Source organism: Lelliottia jeotgali (assembly GCF_977070485.1).
Window position 1 is genome coordinate 77,584 of the sequence record NZ_CDRVFO010000015.1, and the last position, 19,758, is coordinate 97,341.

Sequence of the window (19,758 nt, forward strand, 5' to 3'; positions counted from 1 at the left end):
GCCCTACAGGGCGGCAATTTCCGCATTCATGACGCAGGCCAGATCCGGGCCCAGCTGACGACGAATACGAGCAATCGAGGTGTCACTAGGAGGCGCTTTATAGAAGGAGAATTCTGGTGAGTTCGAATGCTGCAGGACGATCAGATGAGTCTTGCCGAGACGTTTCAATCTCCGCAGCTGGGCAACTTCATCGATCATCTGGGTGATGGCCATGTCGAGCCATTCTGGCGTTTCAGTTGGCTCATCCATAGCGTGCCCTTGGAAGGTCAATTGAAGTTGGTAGCCTTGCGCTTTCAACTGCGCAACCAAGTTCGTTTGCTGAGCATAATCGATTTCAACCCGCGTCATGCCGCCATCGCCATTGTTGGATACAAGCCCAAGCATTTTTTTGTGGAGATACACTTTGCAGGACCACGCGAGGCCTCTGGAGGCCTCAGCTTCCTTGTAGCCCTTGATGTCCAGGCCGACACTGCGATACGCCTTGATGTTTGAGTACGCTTCCATAATTGACCTCCGTATTGACGTAGAGTCATTACACATCCTAATTCCGTATAGTATGTATCATACGGAATAAATGGGCCAAAAAAAATAATGGCCCACTTGTCATAGTACAAACCCCAGGGAAAGCAACGATAAGGCCAGCAATAGCCCCAGCAACAAGACCGACCTGATTGTAGGTTTTTGATATATGAATGTTGCTCCGAATAACTCAGCAGCGATAATGGGGAGTAGCCACCCGACGGGGGCATTGAGGATTATCGTGACGATATTGAAGAGTGGTCCCCTTGCCGAGCCAATTTGAGCCCAATAAGGAACCTGCCCGCTGCCAAGCACAAACCCGACAGTCATGCACAAGCCGGCAAAACAGAGAAGCGCGAATAAAACGAATCCCCAGGCTCTCCATCGAGCGGCATCAGCAACTTTCAGCGCAACAGCTTGACTAGCTTCGCTTACAGCAACGGACAATGTAGAGAGCGCCTTTTTTGTTTCTGCGTCTGCCATCTCGGCGAACAATGACTTATGCTTGTCAACTTGTTTGTCAACCTGCCTGGCAATCAGCTCTGGATACTTTGCATACATCGTGTCGTAGGACTGCAAGGCCATTAAGATTAGCCAGAGCGAATCATTATTATGCAGATTCAATGCATTTTTAACCCTATAGAGATCCTGCACCTCTTTATCAGAGGCTTGCCTCCCTAAGAGTTTCTCGAAAGCTACCTCAATATCATCCATTGATAACCTCCCCCATCACCTTATTCACATCGCGACGCCACCTGGTCAGTTCAGCGCGATTTCCGATTGGTAATTCTTTCAAAGCTTTTCCGATCGAAAGTCGTTTGCTGTACAAATCATCACTCACCCGATCGGCCAAGTCTGGCAGCATCAGTGACTTTCCGCCTGCGCCCTCGATGCTTTCCCTGATGTTTGAATTGTTGTAAAGCTCAAACTTGATTTCATCACCGAAGTAAGCATTTCGGATAACATGAGTAGTTGATCCTGGCAGCGCTTCTCGATATTCCTTGAGCAGTTCCAGACTGTCTCGCTGTCGGTTGATCACCCAGAGAGTGATGAGTTTCCGGTTCAGTTCACCGAGCGTGCTGTTCAACGTTTCTCCGTACGCAGCTACGCCTTTATTGTTCCGTGCTGCTGTGTTGACTACCACAACGTGATCGCGGAATTCGTCGCAGACGTTGACCAGGTCAATCCAGCCGTTTGCGTCGTCCAGATCAATCAGCCTGCACTCTATTTCGTCTTTATACATCTTCCAAACATCTGGATTGGAGGTATCCGATTCAATCAGCAAGACCTTGAATCCAGCTTGGATCAAAGTGTCAACCAAACCTATCGTAGTGAAGCTTTTGCCTACGCCTCCTTTGCCACCACCGCTGACGTAGATTTGACCAACCTGGGTAGTCGATTTTTCTTTCATAGGGTTGCTCCTCAAATGTCATCCGTATCTGTTTTCGGTTGGAAACCGGGATTCCCATCTCGTGTTACCCCGGTTGTTACCTGACGTACACCCTGAGCCGCCTTCGCGCCGGCCTGAGTGGATTTTTCTTTCCCGCCTTGGCGATCCTCGCCGGAAGACTTAACCCGGGCTTTTGGCGTGCGCCGGGTTTTGCCTTTCACAGAACCCCTCGCCCTAGTGAGATAGCTTTTCAGCGTTGTCTCAGAAATTTGCATTCCACCTGCAGTCAAAATTTCGGAAATCTTCGCCAGGCTGTAGCCGCGTGATTGCAGCTCTTTTATCGATCCTTGCATCATCTCGACTGCTTTCAGCTTTGAGACCGGCTTGTCCGGTTGTTCTACCTCTGGCAGGTTTTCGAGATCGCCCATGAGCTTCTCGATTTGCGAAATGGTGAATCCCATTTTGCCGTCCCCCTAACGTCCTCTATGCCCTGATTCTATGGGCATCCCTTGCGTAGTCAAGTTCCGTACGATAGCCTTGATACGAAACTAGGTCTACAGTTTTGGACAGGGTAGGGTTTGTACTCCCGCCATAAATGGCGTCCGTCCAACCGGCATCGCTGACAGTCGTTTCACTCCCTTGCGATGCCTACCACCCTGCTCAGGGCTGCGCCCCGAGACCCCTTGGAACACCTGAGGATCCTGCTTATGAGTACCAGTGAGCAAAGGCGTCGCACCGGTCGGCTACCACCTATCCGGTGCTTCGAGGATGAAGAGGAAATCGTCCGTGACAAGGCGAAGGACTGCGGCCAGAGCGTGGGTCAATTCATGCTCGCAGCTGCGCTTGGGAGACGTACCAGGTCTAAGGTGGAGGGGCATATCCTCAACGAACTGCGGAGGCTCGGAGGCCTCCAGAAACACTTGTTCAATGAAGGCGGTGGGAAGCTTTCAAAAGAGTACGCACAGATCCTGGTGGCGTTGAAAGCTGCTATCGAAAGGATCGGTTCGTAATGCTTGCGAAGGTTCCACCGAAACGGGCCGATGGGAGCTCAAGCTTCTCGGCGTTGGTCGACTACGCGACAGAACGTGACGAAGAAAAGGAGACACAAACGGATGAGCTCAATCCAGGCCACACCCGAAGAGACGACTCAATTCTTGAGTCTGCTCGAGAACATATCGAAAGAGCAGCAGACCGTTTGCGAGAGATTGGACGAATTGATGCTGCAACTCAAAATGCCATCCGAGAACGTGCTCGAAGTATTGGAATTGCTCTTGATTCCAATTGGCGTCGATATCAACAGGATCAACACCCAGTTCCAGTCCGCATTGACGAGCCTGGACCCATCACAGAACGAGGGGTAAGCGCTGATGGACATGAAAGCCGTCTTGCCGTTGCTCAGCACCATCTTGCAGCAGCAGCAAACCATCTCCGACAAGCTGTTAGAAATCATCCTGACTTTGCGGCAAGAGCAAGATCCCGTGGAGCCAACCTTGCGTTTCATGCTGCAGCCGCTCAAAGAAGGGATGCAGGAGATGAGCTCAATGCTATCGCCGAGCTCGAATCCGGACTCCTCCTCGGAGCACCAGTAAGGGAAGTTACACGTTCCGGTGTATCCTGCCAGCACAACTGCTTGAGCTTGGCGACAGCCGCGGCAGAAATGAAAGCAGTCGCGGCTCAAAATTCACGTGTTAAGGATCCTGTTTACCATGTCATCTTGAGCTGGCCGCAATCAGAGAAACCAACTGATGATCAAGCTTTCGATTGTGCTCTGCATGCAATGGATGCGGTCGGTATGGCGGAGCACCAGTATGTGTTTGCTATCCATCATGACACGGACAATGTTCACTTACACATGACGGTGAATCGGGTTCACCCCGATTCGTATAACGCGGTGTACCCGGATAGAGATTATTTTAAGCTCGATTATGCAATGCGAGAGCTTGAGCTTCGCTATGGTTGGACTCATGACAATGGTCCCTACAGTGTCAAAGACAAAAAGGGCTCGCCTGAAATTGCCTGGTCAGCGCCTAAACCCAAATTTCAAGGTAAACAGCCTACTCGTGCTGCGGATATGGAACGTCATCTTGACCAGGAAAGTCTGCACACTTATTCTCGCGGTGAACCTCGCGATGCAATTGCAACGCTTCTGAAAAAGAAAAGCCTTACCTGGCAGAAACTGCACGCGGAACTAGCGCGATTTGGGTTGGGGATCAAACCCAAAGGTCGCGGCATGGGTATTTATTCGCTTGAAGAACAGAGCTTGGTGCCTATCAAAGCAAGCGACATGCACGAGGCCTTGTCTAAGGCTCGATTGGAAAAGCGTCTTGGTGACTATGAGGAGCGTAAAGTTACACAAGAGCTGATGGCTCTTATGAGTTACGAAAAATTCGCAAGCCCACGACGGAATCCCGAAGATCGTCAGCAGCGCCGCACAGAGCGAGCTAATTTGCGCAGGGCACTACGTGCCCGATACGAAGCCTATCGGACAAAATTTGTATATCGCCGAGTTGATAAAGAGTGGGTCAAGCAACAATTCAAACGCGTACGCGATGACTCCAGACAGCAGCGCCTGGATATCAAATTGCGTATTAAAAATCCAAAGGATCGAAAAGCATTTTACAGTATCTTGGCGTTCGAGACACTAAGAGCTAGAGAGGAACTGAAAACTAAGATTTCAAAAATGCGCGCAGATTTAAAGAATGATCCTTCTAATAAAAGGCTCAGTTATCGTGAATGGGTTGAGCAAGAAGCAGCCACCGGTGATCCAGGGGCAATCAGTCAGCTGCGAGGTTTCACATATGGCGAGAAACGCGCAGCGAAGGCTGAAGGAGCTAACGGTTTCGAATTTGCCCGGGATCTCGATCCTAAATATCAGTCGATCGATGGAATGCTCGGTGTAGTTAGGAGAAACGGCACAGTCATTTACCGGCGGGCCGCTGGCGATCCGGGATTTGTAGACCTTGGCGGCCAGTTCAACTTCCCTGGCCAAGCGGTAGACAGTGAGCTGATCACCCGCGCCTTACGCGCGATGCCGAACACGGCACCACCTGGTCCGTTGCGGATCACCGGCAGTGCCGAATTTAAGCGCTCGCTGATCGAGGCTTTGGTCGATGAACGATACAGCGGTGCGCTAGCAGATCCAGAGCTCGAAAAATTGCTTCGTGAGCTCAAGGCCGAGCGGGACGCACAGCAGAGGTCAAGAAGCGGCCCGCGGGGGGGATAGTGTTTGCTTGTGCTCATTCCGTATTATAGTATCTATACGAAATCAACGGAGGGTTTGATAATGGCCAACACACGTTACCCACTGGCACTGGTTGCCTTGGCTCTTGCCCTTGGGGGCTGCGCATCGAAGAAACCGGACGAATCGGCCCAGCAGCTGATCGACCAACAGATCCTCGAAGCGTCGCAACGCATTGAGATGGCTCAGGCCGACCTATATCAGCAGGGCGCGATTAATAGCCGCGTGGTGATGCGCCTTCCGTCGACCATCGTGGACGACAAGCAGCGTGTGTCGCTCAAGTGGCAGGGCGATGCAGTCGAACTGTTAGCAGCCTTGGCTCGGGATCGTGGGCTTGAGTTCTCGTTCATGGGCGTGCGTATGCCGCTGCCGGTCGACATCGATGTAAACAAGGTGCCCTACAACACCTTGATGCTGATGATTCGCTCCCAAGTTGGCTACCGCGCCAATGTGACCCAGACGCCCGGGAAGTTGGAACTTCATTACAACCGGCCTCAGGCCTGAGCTGGAGGTACGCTATGAAGCGGATTTTCGCATTGTTGCCTCTGATGGTTTCGCTTGCTGTCCATGCGGGTGAAACCCCCGAGCTTGATGCCAGCGGGCAGACAAGCGCTCCAGTCGTTGAAACGGCACCGCCTGATCTCGACTCGTTGCTGAAACCACAGTCAAAAGCGACCACCAAGGTCACCGACATTCGCAATCAATTGCTGACCGACATGGGTAACACTGTCGGCTTCCGCGGCGGTATGGCAGCTCGAGCTCGTGAGCTGGTTGATGGCCTTAACGCACGATCGCCGTCACTCGATGCAATGTTCAAGTTCGCTCCCATGATCGCTAAGAACGGCACGCTTCCACCAGTTATCGTAGAAGCCCGGGACGTTGCTGCGTTCTCTCAAGACCAGGTCCGAACAGCGAATCGCGTCTACAAAATTGAGCGGGAGGAACGGTTTGTGAGTGTTCCCCCTACTTGGCGTGACTACCTCTATGTTGGCCTGCCTCTGAATGCCAGTGTTGAACTGCCCGACTTCGAAGCACGCCCTCAAGACAGTGACGAGGCTGAAATCTGGGAGGTAGCAGTCCGTAAAGGTTGGGACGATGGTTACAAACAAGCGGACGCTATCCTCGCCGCCAATTTCAATCGTTTGACCCGCGATTACCTCGGCATGCACCTCTATTCCTCTCTTCTGCAGAACGACATGATCAGCTCGACCAGCGTGGCTGAAAGCCAGCAGACTGTTACGGGTGATGGTAAGCAAATGATGCTTGGCGACAAATTGCGTCGCGTAACCGGCCGTGCGACGTTCGAGACTGATCCTAAAAAATGGCGCCCTACGGTCAAAACGCAGTACCGGCAGACCGGTGATGGTGCGACCAAGTGACGAGTCCAATATTCGATCCGTACAATTTCGAGGGCGACTTGTCTCCCGATAATTTCATGCGCTTTCTGAAGCTGTGTGCGGATCGGGGGGTGTCTGACATTCTCGTACAAGGCGGCGACTACATTTGGGTCGAGCTGCATGGACGGCAACTGAAAGCGTCAACGACGACAATCAAGCAAGGTCAGCTATCACCGTTGATGGCGTCGGCTTGGTCCGCTGAAATTGAAAGCATGATCAAGCAGGGTGATGAGGGTGTTGACCGTGCCTTGGAGCTGGCTGGAGAAGAGTTTGGGCTGGCTCGGGGTACCACGCTTCGCTTTCGGACCAACTTTGTTCAAGCGCGCATAGCCAGCATCGATGAGGCTTATTCGATCACCATGCGGGTGATTCCGTCGGATCTGCCTGATATCGATAAAATGGGAATCGAGCCCGACTTGATCCGGGGCTGCTACGCAGAAATGGGCCTGGTTCTGGTCTGCGGACCCACTGGGTCTGGAAAAACAACTTTCCTCGCGGGCCTGTACAAGAAGGCAGGGACAGAAATGCCCGACCGGAAAGTGATCACCTATGAGGACCCCATCGAGTATGTACTTGGTGGTCCGCACTGGTTGGGACCGCAACCGTCGCAATCGCAACTGCGTAGAGACATTGGCGACTTCCCGAAAGCACTTCGGAATGCCATGCGTCGTAAACCCAGTATCATCGGTATCGGTGAAGCTCGGGACCGCGAGACGATCGAGGCAATGACTGAGGCTGGGCTGACTGGTCACTTATGCTTTGCCACCATGCACACCGAGTCTGTTGCTGAGACGATCAACCGTGCAATTCAAACCTATCCACCTGACCAGCAAGCCGGTATGGCTTCACGCCTGGCCGGTGCCTTACGTGTCATTCTGGTTCAACGCCTGCTCAAAACCACGGACGGCAAGCGAGCTGCGATCCGTGAGTACCTGGTGTTCGATCGTGAGGTGCGCAATGAACTACAGTCCCTTCCTTACACGGACTGGGGCCGGTTCATTCGGGGTTTACTGGAGAAGGCCGAGGCCACCCTGGATGACAAAGCCTGGCGTTTGTTCCAAGCGGATCGCATTGATGCTGGCGAGTTCATCAGCCTGGCCGGCGCTAAAGAGTTCAAGAAACGCTGGGAGTTGGAGGGTCTAAACCATGGCATCTAGCTGGAGAGGCGCATCAATCTCACCCAAGGCCTTCGGCATACCCTGCGGGGCTTATCTGCCGTTGATGGCCTGTCTGTATGTAGGGCATAAACCGTGGGTATGGATCACCGCAGTGATGATCATCGTCTGCTTCGGCGTCATGGCTCATATTGGGTGGACCCTGGATGTTTGCTGGAACAAGTTCCTGGGCTTCATGCGCGGAGGTCGGATCGTGTCACGGCCGTGGTGGTACAGGAACCGATTCAGAGATTAGAAAAAAACCGCCCTGAGAGGCGGTTTTTTGATGTCAGTCGTTCAGCGTGCTCGAGGACCTCGGTCCCTGCTGGCTTGTGCAGCCAATGGTGCAGCGTCGGTACTGGCTGGCCCTGGAGGTTCTAACGTGATCCGGATACCGGGGTTGAGGCGGCAAGTCGCCTCCTTGATTGCCGACCAGTGTTTATGGGGGAGCACTCCTACCGTCAATGGCTTCTCACTGAAGGCCACCTTGGCAGGATAGGCAATTACCTTCATATGTTCCCAGTCCGGAGCGGCCGTCAGTGTGCTCAACAACTCGGGGCGTTGCTGCAGCAATAGATGAGGCTTCGCCAATTCAGTCTTTGTCGGGGTCAAGCCTTCGCAGACCAACCTTTCCCGCAGAAGATCCTGCAGATCATCCATCATGCTCCTGGACATTCTGGCAAACGACACAAAGTCGTGGTTGGCCAGGTCCTCCGGCTTCATCATGAGTGGATTCTGCTTGTGATCAAGCTCCACCAGGAAATCGATAACAGTAAAATGGAGTCGGTTTTTGTCAGCGTACGCCCGAGCCGCCATAAAGCCGTCCTGCTTGCTCTGATACCCGTACAGTGCCGGGAACACGTCCCCAGGTTGCCCGTTGAGTAGCGCGCCGCAGTCCTTCAAGGCGATCGCCCGCGGCGCTGGGCCAGCGTAGAAGTAAACGCTGGAGAGCTCGATAATGTGCGAGTCTGTTTTCTCAGTCGTGCTCACCAATGCCACCTTTTGACCAACCCTGAATCAAGACCCTTTCCACCTTCTGTCGTTCACCTACCTTACTTACGACATCCTGCATCACGCGTTTGCACTGTTTAGGTGTCAAATCCATGCGCTTCAAGGCCTCAACCCACTTCATGACCGGCCGACCGGGCTTGCCATCATGAAGCATCAAGCGGTAAACCGAGGGTGGCGATCTACCAATAAGGGTGGCAAACGTATCTCGATCTTGAGGCGAATCTTGCAGTCCTAAATAGTCGTAAAAATCCTTGATATCCAACGGCGGTTGCACCGGTGAAGACTCAGGATGCGTTCTGTAGAGAAAAAGCAGCATAGCCACCACGGGGTCGTTGATCTGCTCAGCCGACTTATCCGGGCCTGTTAGCTCTTCCCACTTCGCTTTCTGCAGGCCAAAGGCGTCTGCAGCAGCAACCTTGGTCAGACCGTTCTCGATCCGCCATCTCTCCAAATCCGTCCCACAAATTGGCTGAATTTCATCAGTTCCAAAGGACATTTGATCCCCTCAAATGTAGCAGACGTAGCCCTCCTGGGCCTTAGGGCGCGGAGCTTCCCATTCCGCTGAATTTTGAATAATATACACAATACGAAATTTCAGCAGTCACGGTCCAGCCCAGAGCGACGCGCTAAACCCAACTTTACCCAGCCCCTCCACGGGGGGCTCAGGGCAACGGACTACCCCACCATCCGGAAGGAGGCAGGATTGCCATGAGCGAAGTAAGCGAAGCCTTGATGCAAGAGTTCCGCCAAGCTGTCTACGAGCGATTGAATTCGCCGCAGGCAACGGAGGCCTCTCCCCGTGAAGCGATCGAACGTCGTGCTAAGGCGTACCAAGCCTGGCTAAATAGCCAACCTTCCGAAGAAGAGGCTGCGGCCGTCCCTACTGCGTTGGTCAGACATTGGGTTGCTGCAGACCTGTCGTCATGGCGCTCAATTGACGCCAAGAATACAGCTGAAGCAGCAACTACCGTTTATCAGAATATTTTCGCATACGATACATATGCGGAATTGCTAAAGGAACTAGACCAGGCCCTTTACAGCGAAATTATTTCGCATTTGAGGGGGCATGAAGCATTCGGTAACGGTTTTGGCCGTGGAAACCCTGATTTAGATCAAGAAAGTGTTGATCAGGATCCAAAAATCCAGATTAGCGAGCTCTTGAAGGAGATCACCTACAAGGAGCGGCGCGATGGCAGCGTCCTCTATTCCCTGCATGACAGACCTATTTTCATCGACCATGGGCAGCAAATCCTCATGGTGGCTGAAGCAAAAGATGATGAGATGGCCATTCTCGCCGGCCTCTACATGGCGAAACAGAAGTTCGGTGGGTCTATCGAGCTCACTGGCAGTGAAGAGTTTAAGCGCCGGGCGATCGCGGTTCTGATCAAGCATGAGGTTCCGGTAGAACTCAATAACCCCGCACAAGAAGCTATTCGCCGCGAACTGCTCGGCTTGCCACCCATTGCAGCTGTACCAGACAAAGCCGCCGCGCAAACTGAAACGCCGAAACCGACCGAGGCAACCGCTGAGAAGGTGGGCACCTCCAGCGAAGAAACGGCATCACCTGCAGAACCGGCCGCAAATGATCCTACACCTGTGAATGCCCGTGAGGGTGTGATCGTAGATTTCGGCCCGGCGCCGTATCTTTTCGACAAGAAGCAAAGCAAAAGCTTCTACGTGAAGTTGCGCAATAGCGACGGAGAAGAGCGTGTTACCTGGGGGGTAGATCTGGCCCGAGTGTTCCGCGAGAACGAAATCGCAGCAGGCGATACCGTCACGTTGAATAACTTGGGTCGTAAGCAGGTGACGGTAGAGGTGCCGGTACGTGGCAGCGATGGCCGTGTCGAGCGTTACGAAGAAAAAACGGTTCATCGTAATGAGTGGGAAGCCGTTCTGCTTGCTAAAGCTGATCGTGAGCAGGCCCCCCCAGTCGAACCGTTGGCAGCTGAGTCCCTCACAGTTGCTGGACGCGATGCGAGATTCGTTGAGTCAATCGGTCTGCCTACAGGTGATATCAATGACTACCCTGATTTGCTGCCGTATCGGGCCGAGGATCACGCTATGGCAGTCATGTGGGAGCATGACAGCTCTCCGGAAGGACTGCGGACAATCGAAAGCTGCATGGCCGAGGCAAAATATCGCGCCGCGTTCCAAGCCAAGCTGGACAGTGAGCTCGGCAAGCTCAATACGCACTTCCGCGGGCAGATGGAAGCATCAGAGGGTTACGCCATAGCTAGAGAGCTGCTGGCAGACGCTGATAAGCAGTACGGGCCACTGCCCGAGCCTGGCAGCAATGAGTTTGACCGGATGTACCAGTTAGAGAATTGCTGGGATCCAGATGAAGTCATCGAAGCAATTGAACAGATAGATGCTGCTTATCTGGCCTCACTGAAAAATCATCAAGGCACAGATATCCCCCCTCGCTCCTCGACGGATTCAATTCCGACAGAAGTTTTGGAGTCGTTCACGCTGGATAGCTACAGCCAGTATCCCTATGACTCAGATACGACGCCTTCAGCTAGGTGGGAATTGCTGAACAGCGAGGCTGCTAAGCACGGCTACACCGCGAAAATTGGTCTAGTGAACGAATCGGAAAGGGTCGATGGTGTCACGTACTCCATTGCCTATTTCGACCGTGAAGGGCAACCGACCGGTATCCACACTGAATTGTGCGGGACGGGCAAGCTCGAGAGCGCTCCTGCAACCTTCCTTAATGGTCAGCGCATCCCCCAGCCAATGATCAACGATCCAGGCGCGGATATCGCCGTGCTTGCTGGTGCTATCTCCGAGTACGAGAAGTCCAGAACTCTGGACTGTACAGGAGAAGCTCCACAGGCTGCTGATGAAGTAGAACTGGGGGATTTAGCTGCAGCAGCGGTCGAGCAGCGACATTTCCAGGCAACTGAGGGAGTGCCATTTGGGGAATCCGATCTGCAACAGGCTGAGAACCTTGTTGCGGTAAACGCCGCCGCCTGGTGGCGAGATCAGTCTGAGGCCATCAGTACCTGGAGCAAGTCGCTGGAAGAGCTTGAGCACGATCTGGCCGCTCTTGGGCCAGAGCCTGCGACCGATCAGTACTACTGGTTCGACAAAACAGGCCGTCCTGTGCCGGCACCAGTGAACGAGTACGACTGGATCATGGCGAAAGCCTTTATCAAGGATGAGCATACCCCCGAATCCCAGATTGAAGGCTTTGGCGCTGGCCTTCAAGGCAGGTCGAGCAACTCCGGTGTACCCGGGGACATTACCGGCGCTTCAACCAGTGACTCAACCACTCCTCAGGAGGTTGGTATGGCAAACGCTGACAGCAATACGGGACAGAAACTCATCCTTCGCGGTGTGACCAAGCTGGATAACGATCAGTACGACACCACAGTGCTCCTGTACCAGGGCAGTGGGGATTACCTACAGGGATACGTGAAGGTCAACGGTGAGAAGCACCAGGTCCTTGCGTTCATCAATGAGCGTAACCCCGACCCAGGTACCGGTGAGATCAAGCCTAACTTTATCACCCTGTCCCAGCCGAACAACGATGGAAGCGACCAGAAGTGGACGCAGATCGGCTTCGGGAACGCGGTTAATCGCCGCGGCGACGGGAAAGCCGTTTACTTCGATGAGGTGCTTTTCAACGTTGATAACCAGATCCTCAAGGCAAAGGTTACCAAGCACGTTGATGAGGATATGCACCGCAAGCTGGGTTTCCTCGAGCAACGTAAAGAGCGGGAGAAATCAAGCGCTTCCCCAAAGCCCGAGGCTCTGACGGAGCCCGTCAAGCAACAGCCCAGCCCGGCGCAACCCGCTGTTAAATCCCGGGCACGAGCTTGATGCTCCTGGCCGTTGAATGTTCTTGGAGGACTGGTATGAAGACACTGACCCGCGCGTTACTCGTTGTGCTGCTCATGAGCTCGGCTGTGACAGCCCATGCTGCCACCTGCCGTAGCGGAGAAGCCGCGGTGCGTGGTGGTGAGGCCGGCCTGGCTCGAGATCAGGACGCGGCCGACACCAACCAAACGGCTGCTCAGACATCGTCAGACATTTTGGGCAAATGTGTCGGGGGGATCACCGGCATATTCAGCACCACCTCTTTCCCTGATCTGTCTGCCATCTGGCAAATGATCAAGGACAAGGTTTGCTCGATCGCCAGCTCCTCAGTAAACGGTGTGATTTCCGAGGTGAATGGACAGATCAACGGAGTCATGAGCGAGGTTAACGGGGCCGTAACTGATGCTGTCAATCAAACGGGCGTCAACGATACCGGCCTTGGCACCGTTGTCGGTAGCGGCGATACGCATATCAGCAACCCTGTAGAGGTCGGACACACCAGTGACGCGGCCGATTCGTCGACAAATTGGAATGAGGTTTGGAAATAAAAACCATCGAGCCCGCGGATTCGCGGGCTTTTGGTTTTCGGAGTGAAGAGTTACGGCCGGCGCGGCGGCGCTTAAGGAGGATCGGCCATGAGCGAAGTTTTTGTCAGCACGGTTCATCCGGCTATCGGAAGGTTGTACTGGGTATTCACATCCAATGCTGATTGCAATTACCCCGATCATTACAGCTTGACCGACTGGAGTGAGCTTGCGACTCGGTTTCCAAAAGGATGGCGAGATCATGACTACTACCACTGGCTGCATCGATCACATATCTCGAAGGTTTTCGAACCGGATGGTATGCGTACGGCCAAGTCATCTACCCAGCCCTGCAAAGCCAAGACATGGTGTGCACTTACATTTAAGTGGGCACCAGTTCTAGCCTTTTAAGCGGGTATTTCATGCAGCCAACACGCCGTTCCTATTCCAAATCCTTCAAAGCTCAGGTCATTCAAGAGTGTGCCCAGCCCGGTGCTTCGATTGCCAGCATCGCACTCAGCCATAACCTCAACGCAAACCTCGTCCACAAATGGATTCGCCTGCAAGCGCAGAAAAGCACGGCGCTGCAACCTGCATTTATTCCGTTACCCGTGCCGCTGGCAGGGGCGAAATCCCACACATCATCATCGAATATTTGCGTTGAAATACAGCACCCGCGTGGCACCGTCACAGTGAACTGGCCCACTGAAAATGCTGCTGCCTGCGCGACCTTTCTTCGAGACCTTCTGCGATGATTCGCATCGACTCCATCTGGCTCGCCACCGAGCCGATGGACATGCGCGCTGGTACCGAAACGGCATTAGCCAAGGTGATTGCGGTGTTCGGTGCGGCGCAGCCGCACTGTGCTTATCTTTTCGCCAACCGCCGCGCCAATCGCATGAAAGTGCTGGTGCATGACGGCTTCGGCATATGGCTGGCGGCGCGCCGGTTGAGCCAGGGCAAGTTCCACTGGCCAAGCATTCGTCATGGCTCTGAAATGCAGTTGGACACCGAGCAACTCCAAGCCTTGGTATTGGGCCTGCCATGGCAACGAGCAGGTTCCGGCGGCTCGATCACACTGCTTTAACGGCTGCCATTAGCCTATCGGTCTATCGCCGCGAAGCGCCTGCTCTGGCAAAATTCGGCGCATGACTTCTTCTCCCAATCTCGACCAAATGACTCCCGACCAACTGCGTGCCTTAGCTGCGCAATTGCTCTCGCAAGTCGAAACAATGGGTAAGACGGTCGAAACCATGGGCAAGAAGATCAACCGCGATCAGACGGTGATCGAGAAGCTGACCTTCGAAATTGCGCAGCTCAAGCGCTTGAAATTTGCCAAGCGCAGCGAGCAGATGAATCCTGAGCAGGCCAGTTTGCTCGATGACCTGATCGATACAGATATCGCAGCGATTGAAGCAGAGCTTCAGGCCTTGCAAACAGTGCCAGCGGCGACCGAGAAAAAGCAGAAGCCCAAGCGCACTGCATTGCCGGCTGAGTTTCCACGCACACTGATCCATCACGAACCTGACAACACTCACTGCCCATGCGGCTGCGCGCTGAAACGCATCGGTGAAGATGTCAGTGAGAAGTTGGATTACACACCGGGCGTGTTCACCGTCGAGCGTCATGTACGTGGCAAATGGGTCTGCGATGACTGCGAAACGCTTATCCAGGCACCGGTTCCGGCTCAGATCATCGACAAGGGCATCCCAACCGCTGGGCTGCTGGCCCACGTCATGATTGCCAAGTTTGCTGACCATTTACCGCTTTACCGTCAGGAATCGATCTTCGGTCGAGCGGGCCTGGCGATTCCACGCTCAACCTTGGCCGAATGGGTTGGCGTGACTGGGGTTCAGTTGCAGCCGCTGGTCGATGCGCTGCGCGAAGTGGTACTCGGGCAGCAGATTATTCATGCCGATGAAACACCCGTGCAAATGCTCATGCCGGGAACAAAGAAAACCCACCGTTCCTATGTTTGGGCCTACGCCACCAGCCAGTTCTCGGATGTGGCAGCGGTGGTTTATGACTTCAGCCCCAGCCGTGCCGGAGAGCATGCTCGCAACTTCCTGCAAGGCTGGAGGGGCAAGCTGGTCTGTGACGATTTTGGCGGTTACAAAGCCAGCTTCGAACTCGGCGTGACCGAAATCGGCTGCATGGCCCATGCACGGCGCAAATTCTTCGAGCTGCACGCTACGAATAAAAGCACGCTTGCTGAGCAAGCCCTGCGCTATATCCAGTTGTTGTACGAAATCGAGAGCGAAGTCCGCGATCTGGAGCCGGATTTACGGCGGCGAATACGGAAAGAAAAAGCCGTCCCGGTAATGGACATGCTACATGTCTGGATGAGCGCCCAGCGCGACCTTGTGCCCGAAGGCTCAGCCATCAGCAAAGCACTCGATTACAGCCTGAAACGCTGGGCAGCGCTGTCGCGCTACCTCGATGACGGGGCTGTACCCATAGACAACAATTGGGCAGAGAACCAGATCCGACCATGGGCTCTTGGACGCAAGAACTGGCTCTTCGCAGGGTCGCTACGCAGCGGAAAACGGGCGGCGGCGATCATGAGTTTGATCCAGTCTGCGCGGCTCAACGGTCATGATCCGTATGCCTATTTGAAGGACGTGCTCACACGCCTGCCGACGCAGCGGGCGAGTGAAATCGATCATTTGCTGCCGCATATTTGGCAACCGGTCTAATTGCGTAAGACGTGATGCTCGGATGCAAACGTTCAGTTGCGCCCAGTAAGCAGCGATGATGTCATATTGGACAAGCACGCTTATCGTGAGAAATTGGAACAGCCTTACGAGGTTGTGCCCGATACAGTTACATCAGAGCTCTTCCTTTGCCTCGGCGAACTGGCGCACGGCGTCGACTACTTGCCGTGCTCCGCTCTGAATTTCCTCTATCACAAAGCCGGCTTGGCTGACCAAATCGACGCCTTGATCGACCTTTTGGCGACTAGCCTGCATGCTCTCCACAGCATCCTGCGCTAGTTCATGGTTGCGCTTCACAACATCGACGATTTCCACGGTGGCCTGCGCCGTGCGGGCTGCAAGGTTTCGTACTTCATCGGCGACCACCGCAAAACCTCGGCCTTGTTCACCCGCCCTTGCAGCTTCGATAGCAGCATTTAGAGCAAGTAGGTTGGTCTGCTCGGCGATACCTCGGATGGTCTGCACGATGCTGCGGATCATCTCTGACTGCTGATTGACTGCAGTGATGCCTTCAGCCGCTCGTGAGAGCTCGGCTGCTATGCCTTGTACCACCTCGACCGTTTCACTAATGACCTTGGCACCATGGCGAGCGCTTCTGTCCGTCTGCTGGGATATATTGTAGGCGAGCGTGGCTGCATCGGATTCTGCCTGCTGCTGGCGCACTTGGGACGTAATATCACGGGCAAACTTAACTACTTTGTAAAGCCGGCCACTGGCATCGAATACCGGGTTGTAGGTTGCGCTCAGCCAGACGGTATCGCCATGCCGGTTGAGTCGCTGGAAGCGTCCAGAGAAGAACTCACCACGGTTCAGTCGCTCCCAGAAATCGCGGTATTCAGGAGAGTCCGCTTCACCTCGTGTGCAGAACATGCGGTGGTGCTTTCCCCGAATCTCATCCAGGCGATAGCCCATGGCCTGCTCGAAGTTTTCGTTGGCGTCGAGAACCTCACCTTTCAAGTTAAAGGAAATCGCAGCCATCGAGCGACTGATGGCCTGAACCATGCTGCTCTGCTCCTGCTCACGGATCACCTGAGTAGTAATGTCGGTGGCCAGCTTCAGCACGCCTTCGACGCGACCATCGGCGCCTCGGATAGGGTTGTAGCTGGCTTCGAGCCAGACCTCCAGGCCTTGCTTATTACGCCTCAGGAAACGTTCACGTATGTACTCGCCACCAGCCAGGCGCTGCCAGAACTTACGATAGTCGGCACTCGCCTGGTAATCAGGAAAACAGAAAATACGATGGTGCTGTCCGACGATCTCCTCCAGTCGGTAGCCCATGGTGGTAAGAAGGTTCTCATTGGCACCTATGATGGTGCCATCGGGTTTAAATTCAATTGTTGCCGTCGAACGGTCAACGGCCACGGCCCTTGCTTCTGCGGCCTGAAGCTTTTGCAGAGCCTCAGCCAAGGTCTGCTTGATTGCCTTGTTGAACATTGATTAGCCTTAGAGTGAATTTTACTATCGGACGAATGAGGAGAAGCCGTAAATCCCAATTCGAATGTTTAACTGATGCTTAAATCAGGTGATGTAGCGGGTCTGCAAATTGCACCAGCAAGCACCAACTTGAATCTATGGCTTGTGCAGTATCACGCTAGAGTCTTGGTCGCGCTTAAGCTTTCCAGCATCCTCTCTGCGCTCATCGGCTTGCCCAGCAGGTAACCTTGCAAAATGTCGCAACCCAACTCGGTAAGCATCTGTTGTTGTTCAGCGGTTTCCACACCCTCTGCAACGATCCTCAGCCCCAGCGTTTTACCGAGCGCTACTATGGCCGAAACGATAGCCGCGTCATCGTTACACTTAGCCAGCTCGGTGATAAAACCTCGGTCGATCTTCAGTTCGTTGGCTGGTAGGCGCTTAAGATAAAGCAGGCTGGAATAACCGGTACCAAAGTCGTCGATGGAGATATTCACGCCCAATGCTGCCAATTGATCAAGAGCAATCAAAGCAGCTTCAGCGTCCCGCATCGCCGTAGATTCGGTAACTTCCAGTGTCAGGAAACGGGGGGGCAGGCCACTGCTTTGCAGGGCATTGCGCACGACATCAACGAGCTTTGCATGGGCCAGTTGTACCGTCGAAATGTTGACCGCAATACTCCATTCGTCTTTACCTTCGCCTAACGCTTGCCATTCGGCCATCTGCCGGCACGCCTCATGGATTACCCAGCTACCGATTGGCACGATCAATCCAGTACGCTCTGCCAAGGGCAGGAAACGGACGGGCGGCACCAAGCCAAAACCTGGCTTGTTCCAACGCAGTAAAGCTTCAACGCCGATCATAGGGCCATTTGGGGCGAGCATCTTCGGCTGGAAGTGCAGGATAAATTCATTCCGATCCAGTGCGCACCGCAGATCCTGTTGCATTTCCAACTGCAGGTGAGCGTTAACGTTCATAGCTTTTTCAAAGAAGCAGTAGCCATCGCGGCCCTGCTCCTTGGCGTGGTACATAGCCGCATCGGCATTGACCATCAGCTCATGCTCGGTTAGGCCATTTTCTGGGAATATAGCGATACCGATGCTAGCGGACACATGCACTGTCTGCCGCCCAAGTACGTAAGGTAATCGAATATTTTCCACCAAGCGTTGCGCCAACATCGCAGCGTCTTCAGGTTCGCCGGGATCGATAAGCAGAACGAACTCGTCGCCTCCGAGGCGAGCCACCGTATCTTCGCCGCGTTTGGCGTCGTTGATTCGCTTTGCTACTTGCAGAAGCAACTGGTCGCCAGTGTGATGACCGTAAGTATCGTTAACAGCTTTGAAACCATCCAGATCCATGAAGAGTACGGCAAAGTGGCTCTTCTGCCTGATGGCTTTATGAATCGCTTGCTGAAGACGGTCGTTTAGGAGGATACGGTTAGGGAGGCGAGTAAGATTGTCGTGAAGAGCTAGCTGCACCAGTTCACTGTTTGCGAGGTCAAGGGAGCTGGCAAGTATGCTGGTGCGGACGTCAAGCATTGATACGATCAAGGCAATAGCGCAGACAGCCAGCGTGATCAGAATCACCAAAACCATTAGCCAGTTGCTATCAATGCCTGCATTGACCGCTCCGCACACGCTCCCGATAGGAAATTGGGCAGCCGCCATTCCGGTATAGTGCATTCCAACAATGGCACACCCCATAATTAACGAGGCGCCGATGCGTGTACGATTGATGTACTGACCTTCGCCACGCAGGCGGAAAGCGATCCACAAAGCCACGCCCGAAGCAAGGATAGCAATCAGCACCGATAGCGCGAACAAAGACGGAACGTATTCCACTACAGGATTCATCAGCAGCGCCGCCATTCCAACGTAGTGCATGGATGCAATTCCGATACCCATGAGCACCGCACCAAGCAGCAAACGCGGCAGTGGCATTTCCGTCTGGCATGCTAGCCACAAAGCAAAGGCGGAGGAGGCGATGGCGATCAACAACGATAAGCCAGTCAGCGTCGGGTCGTAACCCAGCTCGATGGGCAGTTGGAAGGCCAACATGCCAATAAAATGCATCGACCAGAGGCCCGTGCCCATGGCGGAAGATCCACCGGCAAGCCAAAGTGCCGATGCTTTGCCTTCGGTACGGGTGACTCGACCAGTCATGTCCAGCGCGGTATAAGACGCCAGGATCGCTACGGCGAAGGAAAACAGCACATACACGCTGTTATAGCTGCTTACTAGCATTGAAACCCCGAAGGTTGAATTTGGCTCCTCTGGGCCATCGGCGGCACGAGCAGTTTCTGAAGAGTACGCTTCATCCTATCGTCAAAAATTTTACAAAAAAAAGCGTCATGCCAGCCTTGCGACTTCCACGGGCACGCTTACGGCTGAATGCGATGCTGGCAATTGTAGTGCCGTGCTGGGCACCCATATTGAATGACCTGGGCTTTGAAGGCCTTGGAATAGGAACCGAGTGTTGGCTGCATGAAATACCCGTTTAAAAGGCTAGATCTGGTGCTCACTTAAATTTGAGTGCACACGATGTCTTGGCTTTGCGGGGCTGGGTAGATGACATGG

At 53.9% G+C, this 19,758-nt stretch carries 19 protein-coding genes and 1 pseudogene; 11 read left to right on the forward strand and 9 right to left on the reverse strand.

Annotated features, from left to right (window positions below; all coding sequences use genetic code 11):
• Nucleotides 1–3: 3 nt before the first annotated feature.
• From ACW4TB_RS20815 to ACW4TB_RS20830, 4 genes are all read right to left on the reverse strand, one after another.
• Complete coding sequence (locus ACW4TB_RS20815) at nt 4–504, reverse strand: hypothetical protein (protein WP_009682510.1); 501 nt, start codon at nt 502–504, stop codon at nt 4–6.
• Between the two features lie 99 nt (nt 505–603).
• Nucleotides 604–1,233 carry a hypothetical protein gene (locus ACW4TB_RS20820; RefSeq protein ID WP_009682509.1) on the reverse strand — a complete coding sequence of 210 codons (630 nt, stop codon included), beginning with the start codon at nt 1,231–1,233 and terminating at the stop codon, nt 604–606.
• Nucleotides 1,226–1,930, reverse strand: a complete 705-nt coding sequence (locus ACW4TB_RS20825; protein WP_009682508.1) for a nucleotide-binding protein — start codon at nt 1,928–1,930, stop codon at nt 1,226–1,228. Before ACW4TB_RS20825 ends, ACW4TB_RS20820 begins: the two co-directional genes overlap by 8 nt.
• A gap of 11 nt (nt 1,931–1,941) precedes the next feature.
• Nucleotides 1,942–2,370 carry a hypothetical protein gene (locus tag ACW4TB_RS20830; RefSeq protein WP_009682507.1) on the reverse strand — a complete coding sequence of 143 codons (429 nt, stop codon included), beginning with the start codon at nt 2,368–2,370 and terminating at the stop codon, nt 1,942–1,944.
• Nucleotides 2,371–2,616: 246 nt separating this feature from the next.
• Between ACW4TB_RS20830 and mobA the strand changes: the two genes are divergently transcribed.
• Genes mobA through icmT form a run of 6 tightly spaced genes read left to right on the forward strand, consistent with a single transcriptional unit; the run spans nt 2,617 to nt 7,954 of the window.
• Nucleotides 2,617–2,919, forward strand: coding sequence for a plasmid mobilization protein MobA (mobA, locus tag ACW4TB_RS20835; RefSeq protein ID WP_009682506.1), 303 nt, complete (start codon nt 2,617–2,619; stop codon nt 2,917–2,919).
• A complete protein-coding gene (gene traI / locus ACW4TB_RS20840; protein ID WP_193936644.1) occupies nt 2,919–5,132 on the forward strand; it encodes a TraI/MobA(P) family conjugative relaxase in 2,214 nt (737 codons plus the stop codon). Before mobA ends, traI begins: the two co-directional genes overlap by 1 nt.
• Nucleotides 5,133–5,192: 60 nt before the next feature.
• A complete protein-coding gene (locus ACW4TB_RS20845) occupies nt 5,193–5,651 on the forward strand; it encodes a DotD/TraH family lipoprotein (protein ID WP_009682502.1) in 459 nt (152 codons plus the stop codon).
• A 14-nt stretch (nt 5,652–5,665) separates the two neighbouring features.
• The gene (locus ACW4TB_RS20850) at nt 5,666–6,526 is read left to right on the forward strand and encodes a type IV secretory system conjugative DNA transfer family protein (RefSeq protein WP_009682501.1); all 861 of its coding nucleotides are present in this window, start codon (nt 5,666–5,668) and stop codon (nt 6,524–6,526) included.
• The gene (gene traJ, locus ACW4TB_RS20855) at nt 6,523–7,701 is read left to right on the forward strand and encodes a plasmid transfer ATPase TraJ (RefSeq protein ID WP_009682500.1); all 1,179 of its coding nucleotides are present in this window, start codon (nt 6,523–6,525) and stop codon (nt 7,699–7,701) included. Before ACW4TB_RS20850 ends, traJ begins: the two co-directional genes overlap by 4 nt.
• Nucleotides 7,691–7,954, forward strand: coding sequence for an IcmT/TraK family protein (gene icmT, locus ACW4TB_RS20860; protein ID WP_033690317.1), 264 nt, complete (start codon nt 7,691–7,693; stop codon nt 7,952–7,954). The genes traJ and icmT overlap by 11 nt, the downstream gene beginning before the upstream one ends.
• Before the next feature lie 41 nt (nt 7,955–7,995).
• Here icmT and ACW4TB_RS20865 read toward each other — a convergent pair whose 3' ends face one another.
• Together ACW4TB_RS20865 and ACW4TB_RS20870 are read right to left on the reverse strand one after the other, a co-directional pair.
• Nucleotides 7,996–8,688, reverse strand: coding sequence for a hypothetical protein (locus ACW4TB_RS20865; protein WP_009682498.1), 693 nt, complete (start codon nt 8,686–8,688; stop codon nt 7,996–7,998).
• A complete protein-coding gene (locus ACW4TB_RS20870) occupies nt 8,675–9,205 on the reverse strand; it encodes a hypothetical protein (protein ID WP_009682497.1) in 531 nt (176 codons plus the stop codon). The genes ACW4TB_RS20865 and ACW4TB_RS20870 overlap by 14 nt, the downstream gene beginning before the upstream one ends.
• A 212-nt stretch (nt 9,206–9,417) precedes the next feature.
• On the opposite strand from ACW4TB_RS20870, the gene ACW4TB_RS20875 reads away from it, so the two are divergent.
• The 5 genes from ACW4TB_RS20875 to tnpC all read left to right on the forward strand — a co-directional run bounded on the left by ACW4TB_RS20875 (nt 9,418) and on the right by tnpC (nt 15,751).
• Nucleotides 9,418–12,534, forward strand: a complete 3,117-nt coding sequence (locus tag ACW4TB_RS20875) for an LPD7 domain-containing protein (protein WP_455828505.1) — start codon at nt 9,418–9,420, stop codon at nt 12,532–12,534.
• A gap of 35 nt (nt 12,535–12,569) precedes the next feature.
• Nucleotides 12,570–13,079: a hypothetical protein gene (locus ACW4TB_RS20880; protein ID WP_009682495.1), complete on the forward strand. Its 510-nt coding sequence runs from the start codon at nt 12,570–12,572 to the stop codon at nt 13,077–13,079.
• Between the two features lie 398 nt (nt 13,080–13,477).
• Complete coding sequence (gene tnpA / locus ACW4TB_RS20885) at nt 13,478–13,810, forward strand: IS66-like element accessory protein TnpA (protein WP_009682494.1); 333 nt, start codon at nt 13,478–13,480, stop codon at nt 13,808–13,810.
• Nucleotides 13,807–14,142 carry an IS66 family insertion sequence element accessory protein TnpB gene (tnpB, locus tag ACW4TB_RS20890; protein ID WP_009682493.1) on the forward strand — a complete coding sequence of 112 codons (336 nt, stop codon included), beginning with the start codon at nt 13,807–13,809 and terminating at the stop codon, nt 14,140–14,142. The genes tnpA and tnpB overlap by 4 nt, the downstream gene beginning before the upstream one ends.
• A 61-nt stretch (nt 14,143–14,203) precedes the next feature.
• Nucleotides 14,204–15,751: an IS66 family transposase gene (gene tnpC, locus ACW4TB_RS20895; RefSeq protein WP_034128274.1), complete on the forward strand. Its 1,548-nt coding sequence runs from the start codon at nt 14,204–14,206 to the stop codon at nt 15,749–15,751.
• 132 nt (nt 15,752–15,883) lie between these two features.
• Here tnpC and ACW4TB_RS20900 read toward each other — a convergent pair whose 3' ends face one another.
• The 3 genes and pseudogenes from ACW4TB_RS20900 to ACW4TB_RS20910 form a co-directional block, all read right to left on the reverse strand.
• Entirely contained in the window at nt 15,884–16,432 is a 549-nt protein-coding gene (locus ACW4TB_RS20900) for a methyl-accepting chemotaxis protein (protein WP_230633870.1), read from the reverse strand.
• Nucleotides 16,427–17,203: pseudogene (locus tag ACW4TB_RS20905) on the reverse strand (PAS domain-containing protein); the annotation flags it as partial. The pseudogene ACW4TB_RS20905 and the gene ACW4TB_RS20900, both read right to left, overlap by 6 nt.
• A gap of 152 nt (nt 17,204–17,355) precedes the next feature.
• Complete coding sequence (locus ACW4TB_RS20910; RefSeq protein ID WP_033690316.1) at nt 17,356–19,425, reverse strand: putative bifunctional diguanylate cyclase/phosphodiesterase; 2,070 nt, start codon at nt 19,423–19,425, stop codon at nt 17,356–17,358.
• Nucleotides 19,426–19,758: the final 333 nt, after the last annotated feature.

Bases quoted from the DNA above. Each gene is read 5' to 3' on its own strand.
- ACW4TB_RS20875 (WP_455828505.1), top strand. From the start codon at position 9,418: ATGAGCGAAGTAAGCGAAGCCTTGATGCAAGAGTTCCGCCAAGCTGTC.
- traI (WP_193936644.1), top strand. From the start codon at position 2,919: ATGCTTGCGAAGGTTCCACCGAAACGGGCCGATGGGAGCTCAAGCTTC.
- mobA (WP_009682506.1), top strand. From the start codon at position 2,617: ATGAGTACCAGTGAGCAAAGGCGTCGCACCGGTCGGCTACCACCTATC.
- ACW4TB_RS20815 (WP_009682510.1), bottom strand. From the start codon at position 504: ATGGAAGCGTACTCAAACATCAAGGCGTATCGCAGTGTCGGCCTGGAC.
- ACW4TB_RS20825 (WP_009682508.1), bottom strand. From the start codon at position 1,930: ATGAAAGAAAAATCGACTACCCAGGTTGGTCAAATCTACGTCAGCGGT.
- ACW4TB_RS20850 (WP_009682501.1), top strand. From the start codon at position 5,666: ATGAAGCGGATTTTCGCATTGTTGCCTCTGATGGTTTCGCTTGCTGTC.
- ACW4TB_RS20845 (WP_009682502.1), top strand. From the start codon at position 5,193: ATGGCCAACACACGTTACCCACTGGCACTGGTTGCCTTGGCTCTTGCC.
- ACW4TB_RS20820 (WP_009682509.1), bottom strand. From the start codon at position 1,233: ATGGATGATATTGAGGTAGCTTTCGAGAAACTCTTAGGGAGGCAAGCC.
- ACW4TB_RS20880 (WP_009682495.1), top strand. From the start codon at position 12,570: ATGAAGACACTGACCCGCGCGTTACTCGTTGTGCTGCTCATGAGCTCG.
- tnpA (WP_009682494.1), top strand. From the start codon at position 13,478: ATGCAGCCAACACGCCGTTCCTATTCCAAATCCTTCAAAGCTCAGGTC.
- tnpB (WP_009682493.1), top strand. From the start codon at position 13,807: ATGATTCGCATCGACTCCATCTGGCTCGCCACCGAGCCGATGGACATG.
- ACW4TB_RS20910 (WP_033690316.1), bottom strand. From the start codon at position 19,425: ATGCTAGTAAGCAGCTATAACAGCGTGTATGTGCTGTTTTCCTTCGCC.
- ACW4TB_RS20830 (WP_009682507.1), bottom strand. From the start codon at position 2,370: ATGGGATTCACCATTTCGCAAATCGAGAAGCTCATGGGCGATCTCGAA.
- tnpC (WP_034128274.1), top strand. From the start codon at position 14,204: ATGACTTCTTCTCCCAATCTCGACCAAATGACTCCCGACCAACTGCGT.
- ACW4TB_RS20870 (WP_009682497.1), bottom strand. From the start codon at position 9,205: ATGTCCTTTGGAACTGATGAAATTCAGCCAATTTGTGGGACGGATTTG.
- icmT (WP_033690317.1), top strand. From the start codon at position 7,691: ATGGCATCTAGCTGGAGAGGCGCATCAATCTCACCCAAGGCCTTCGGC.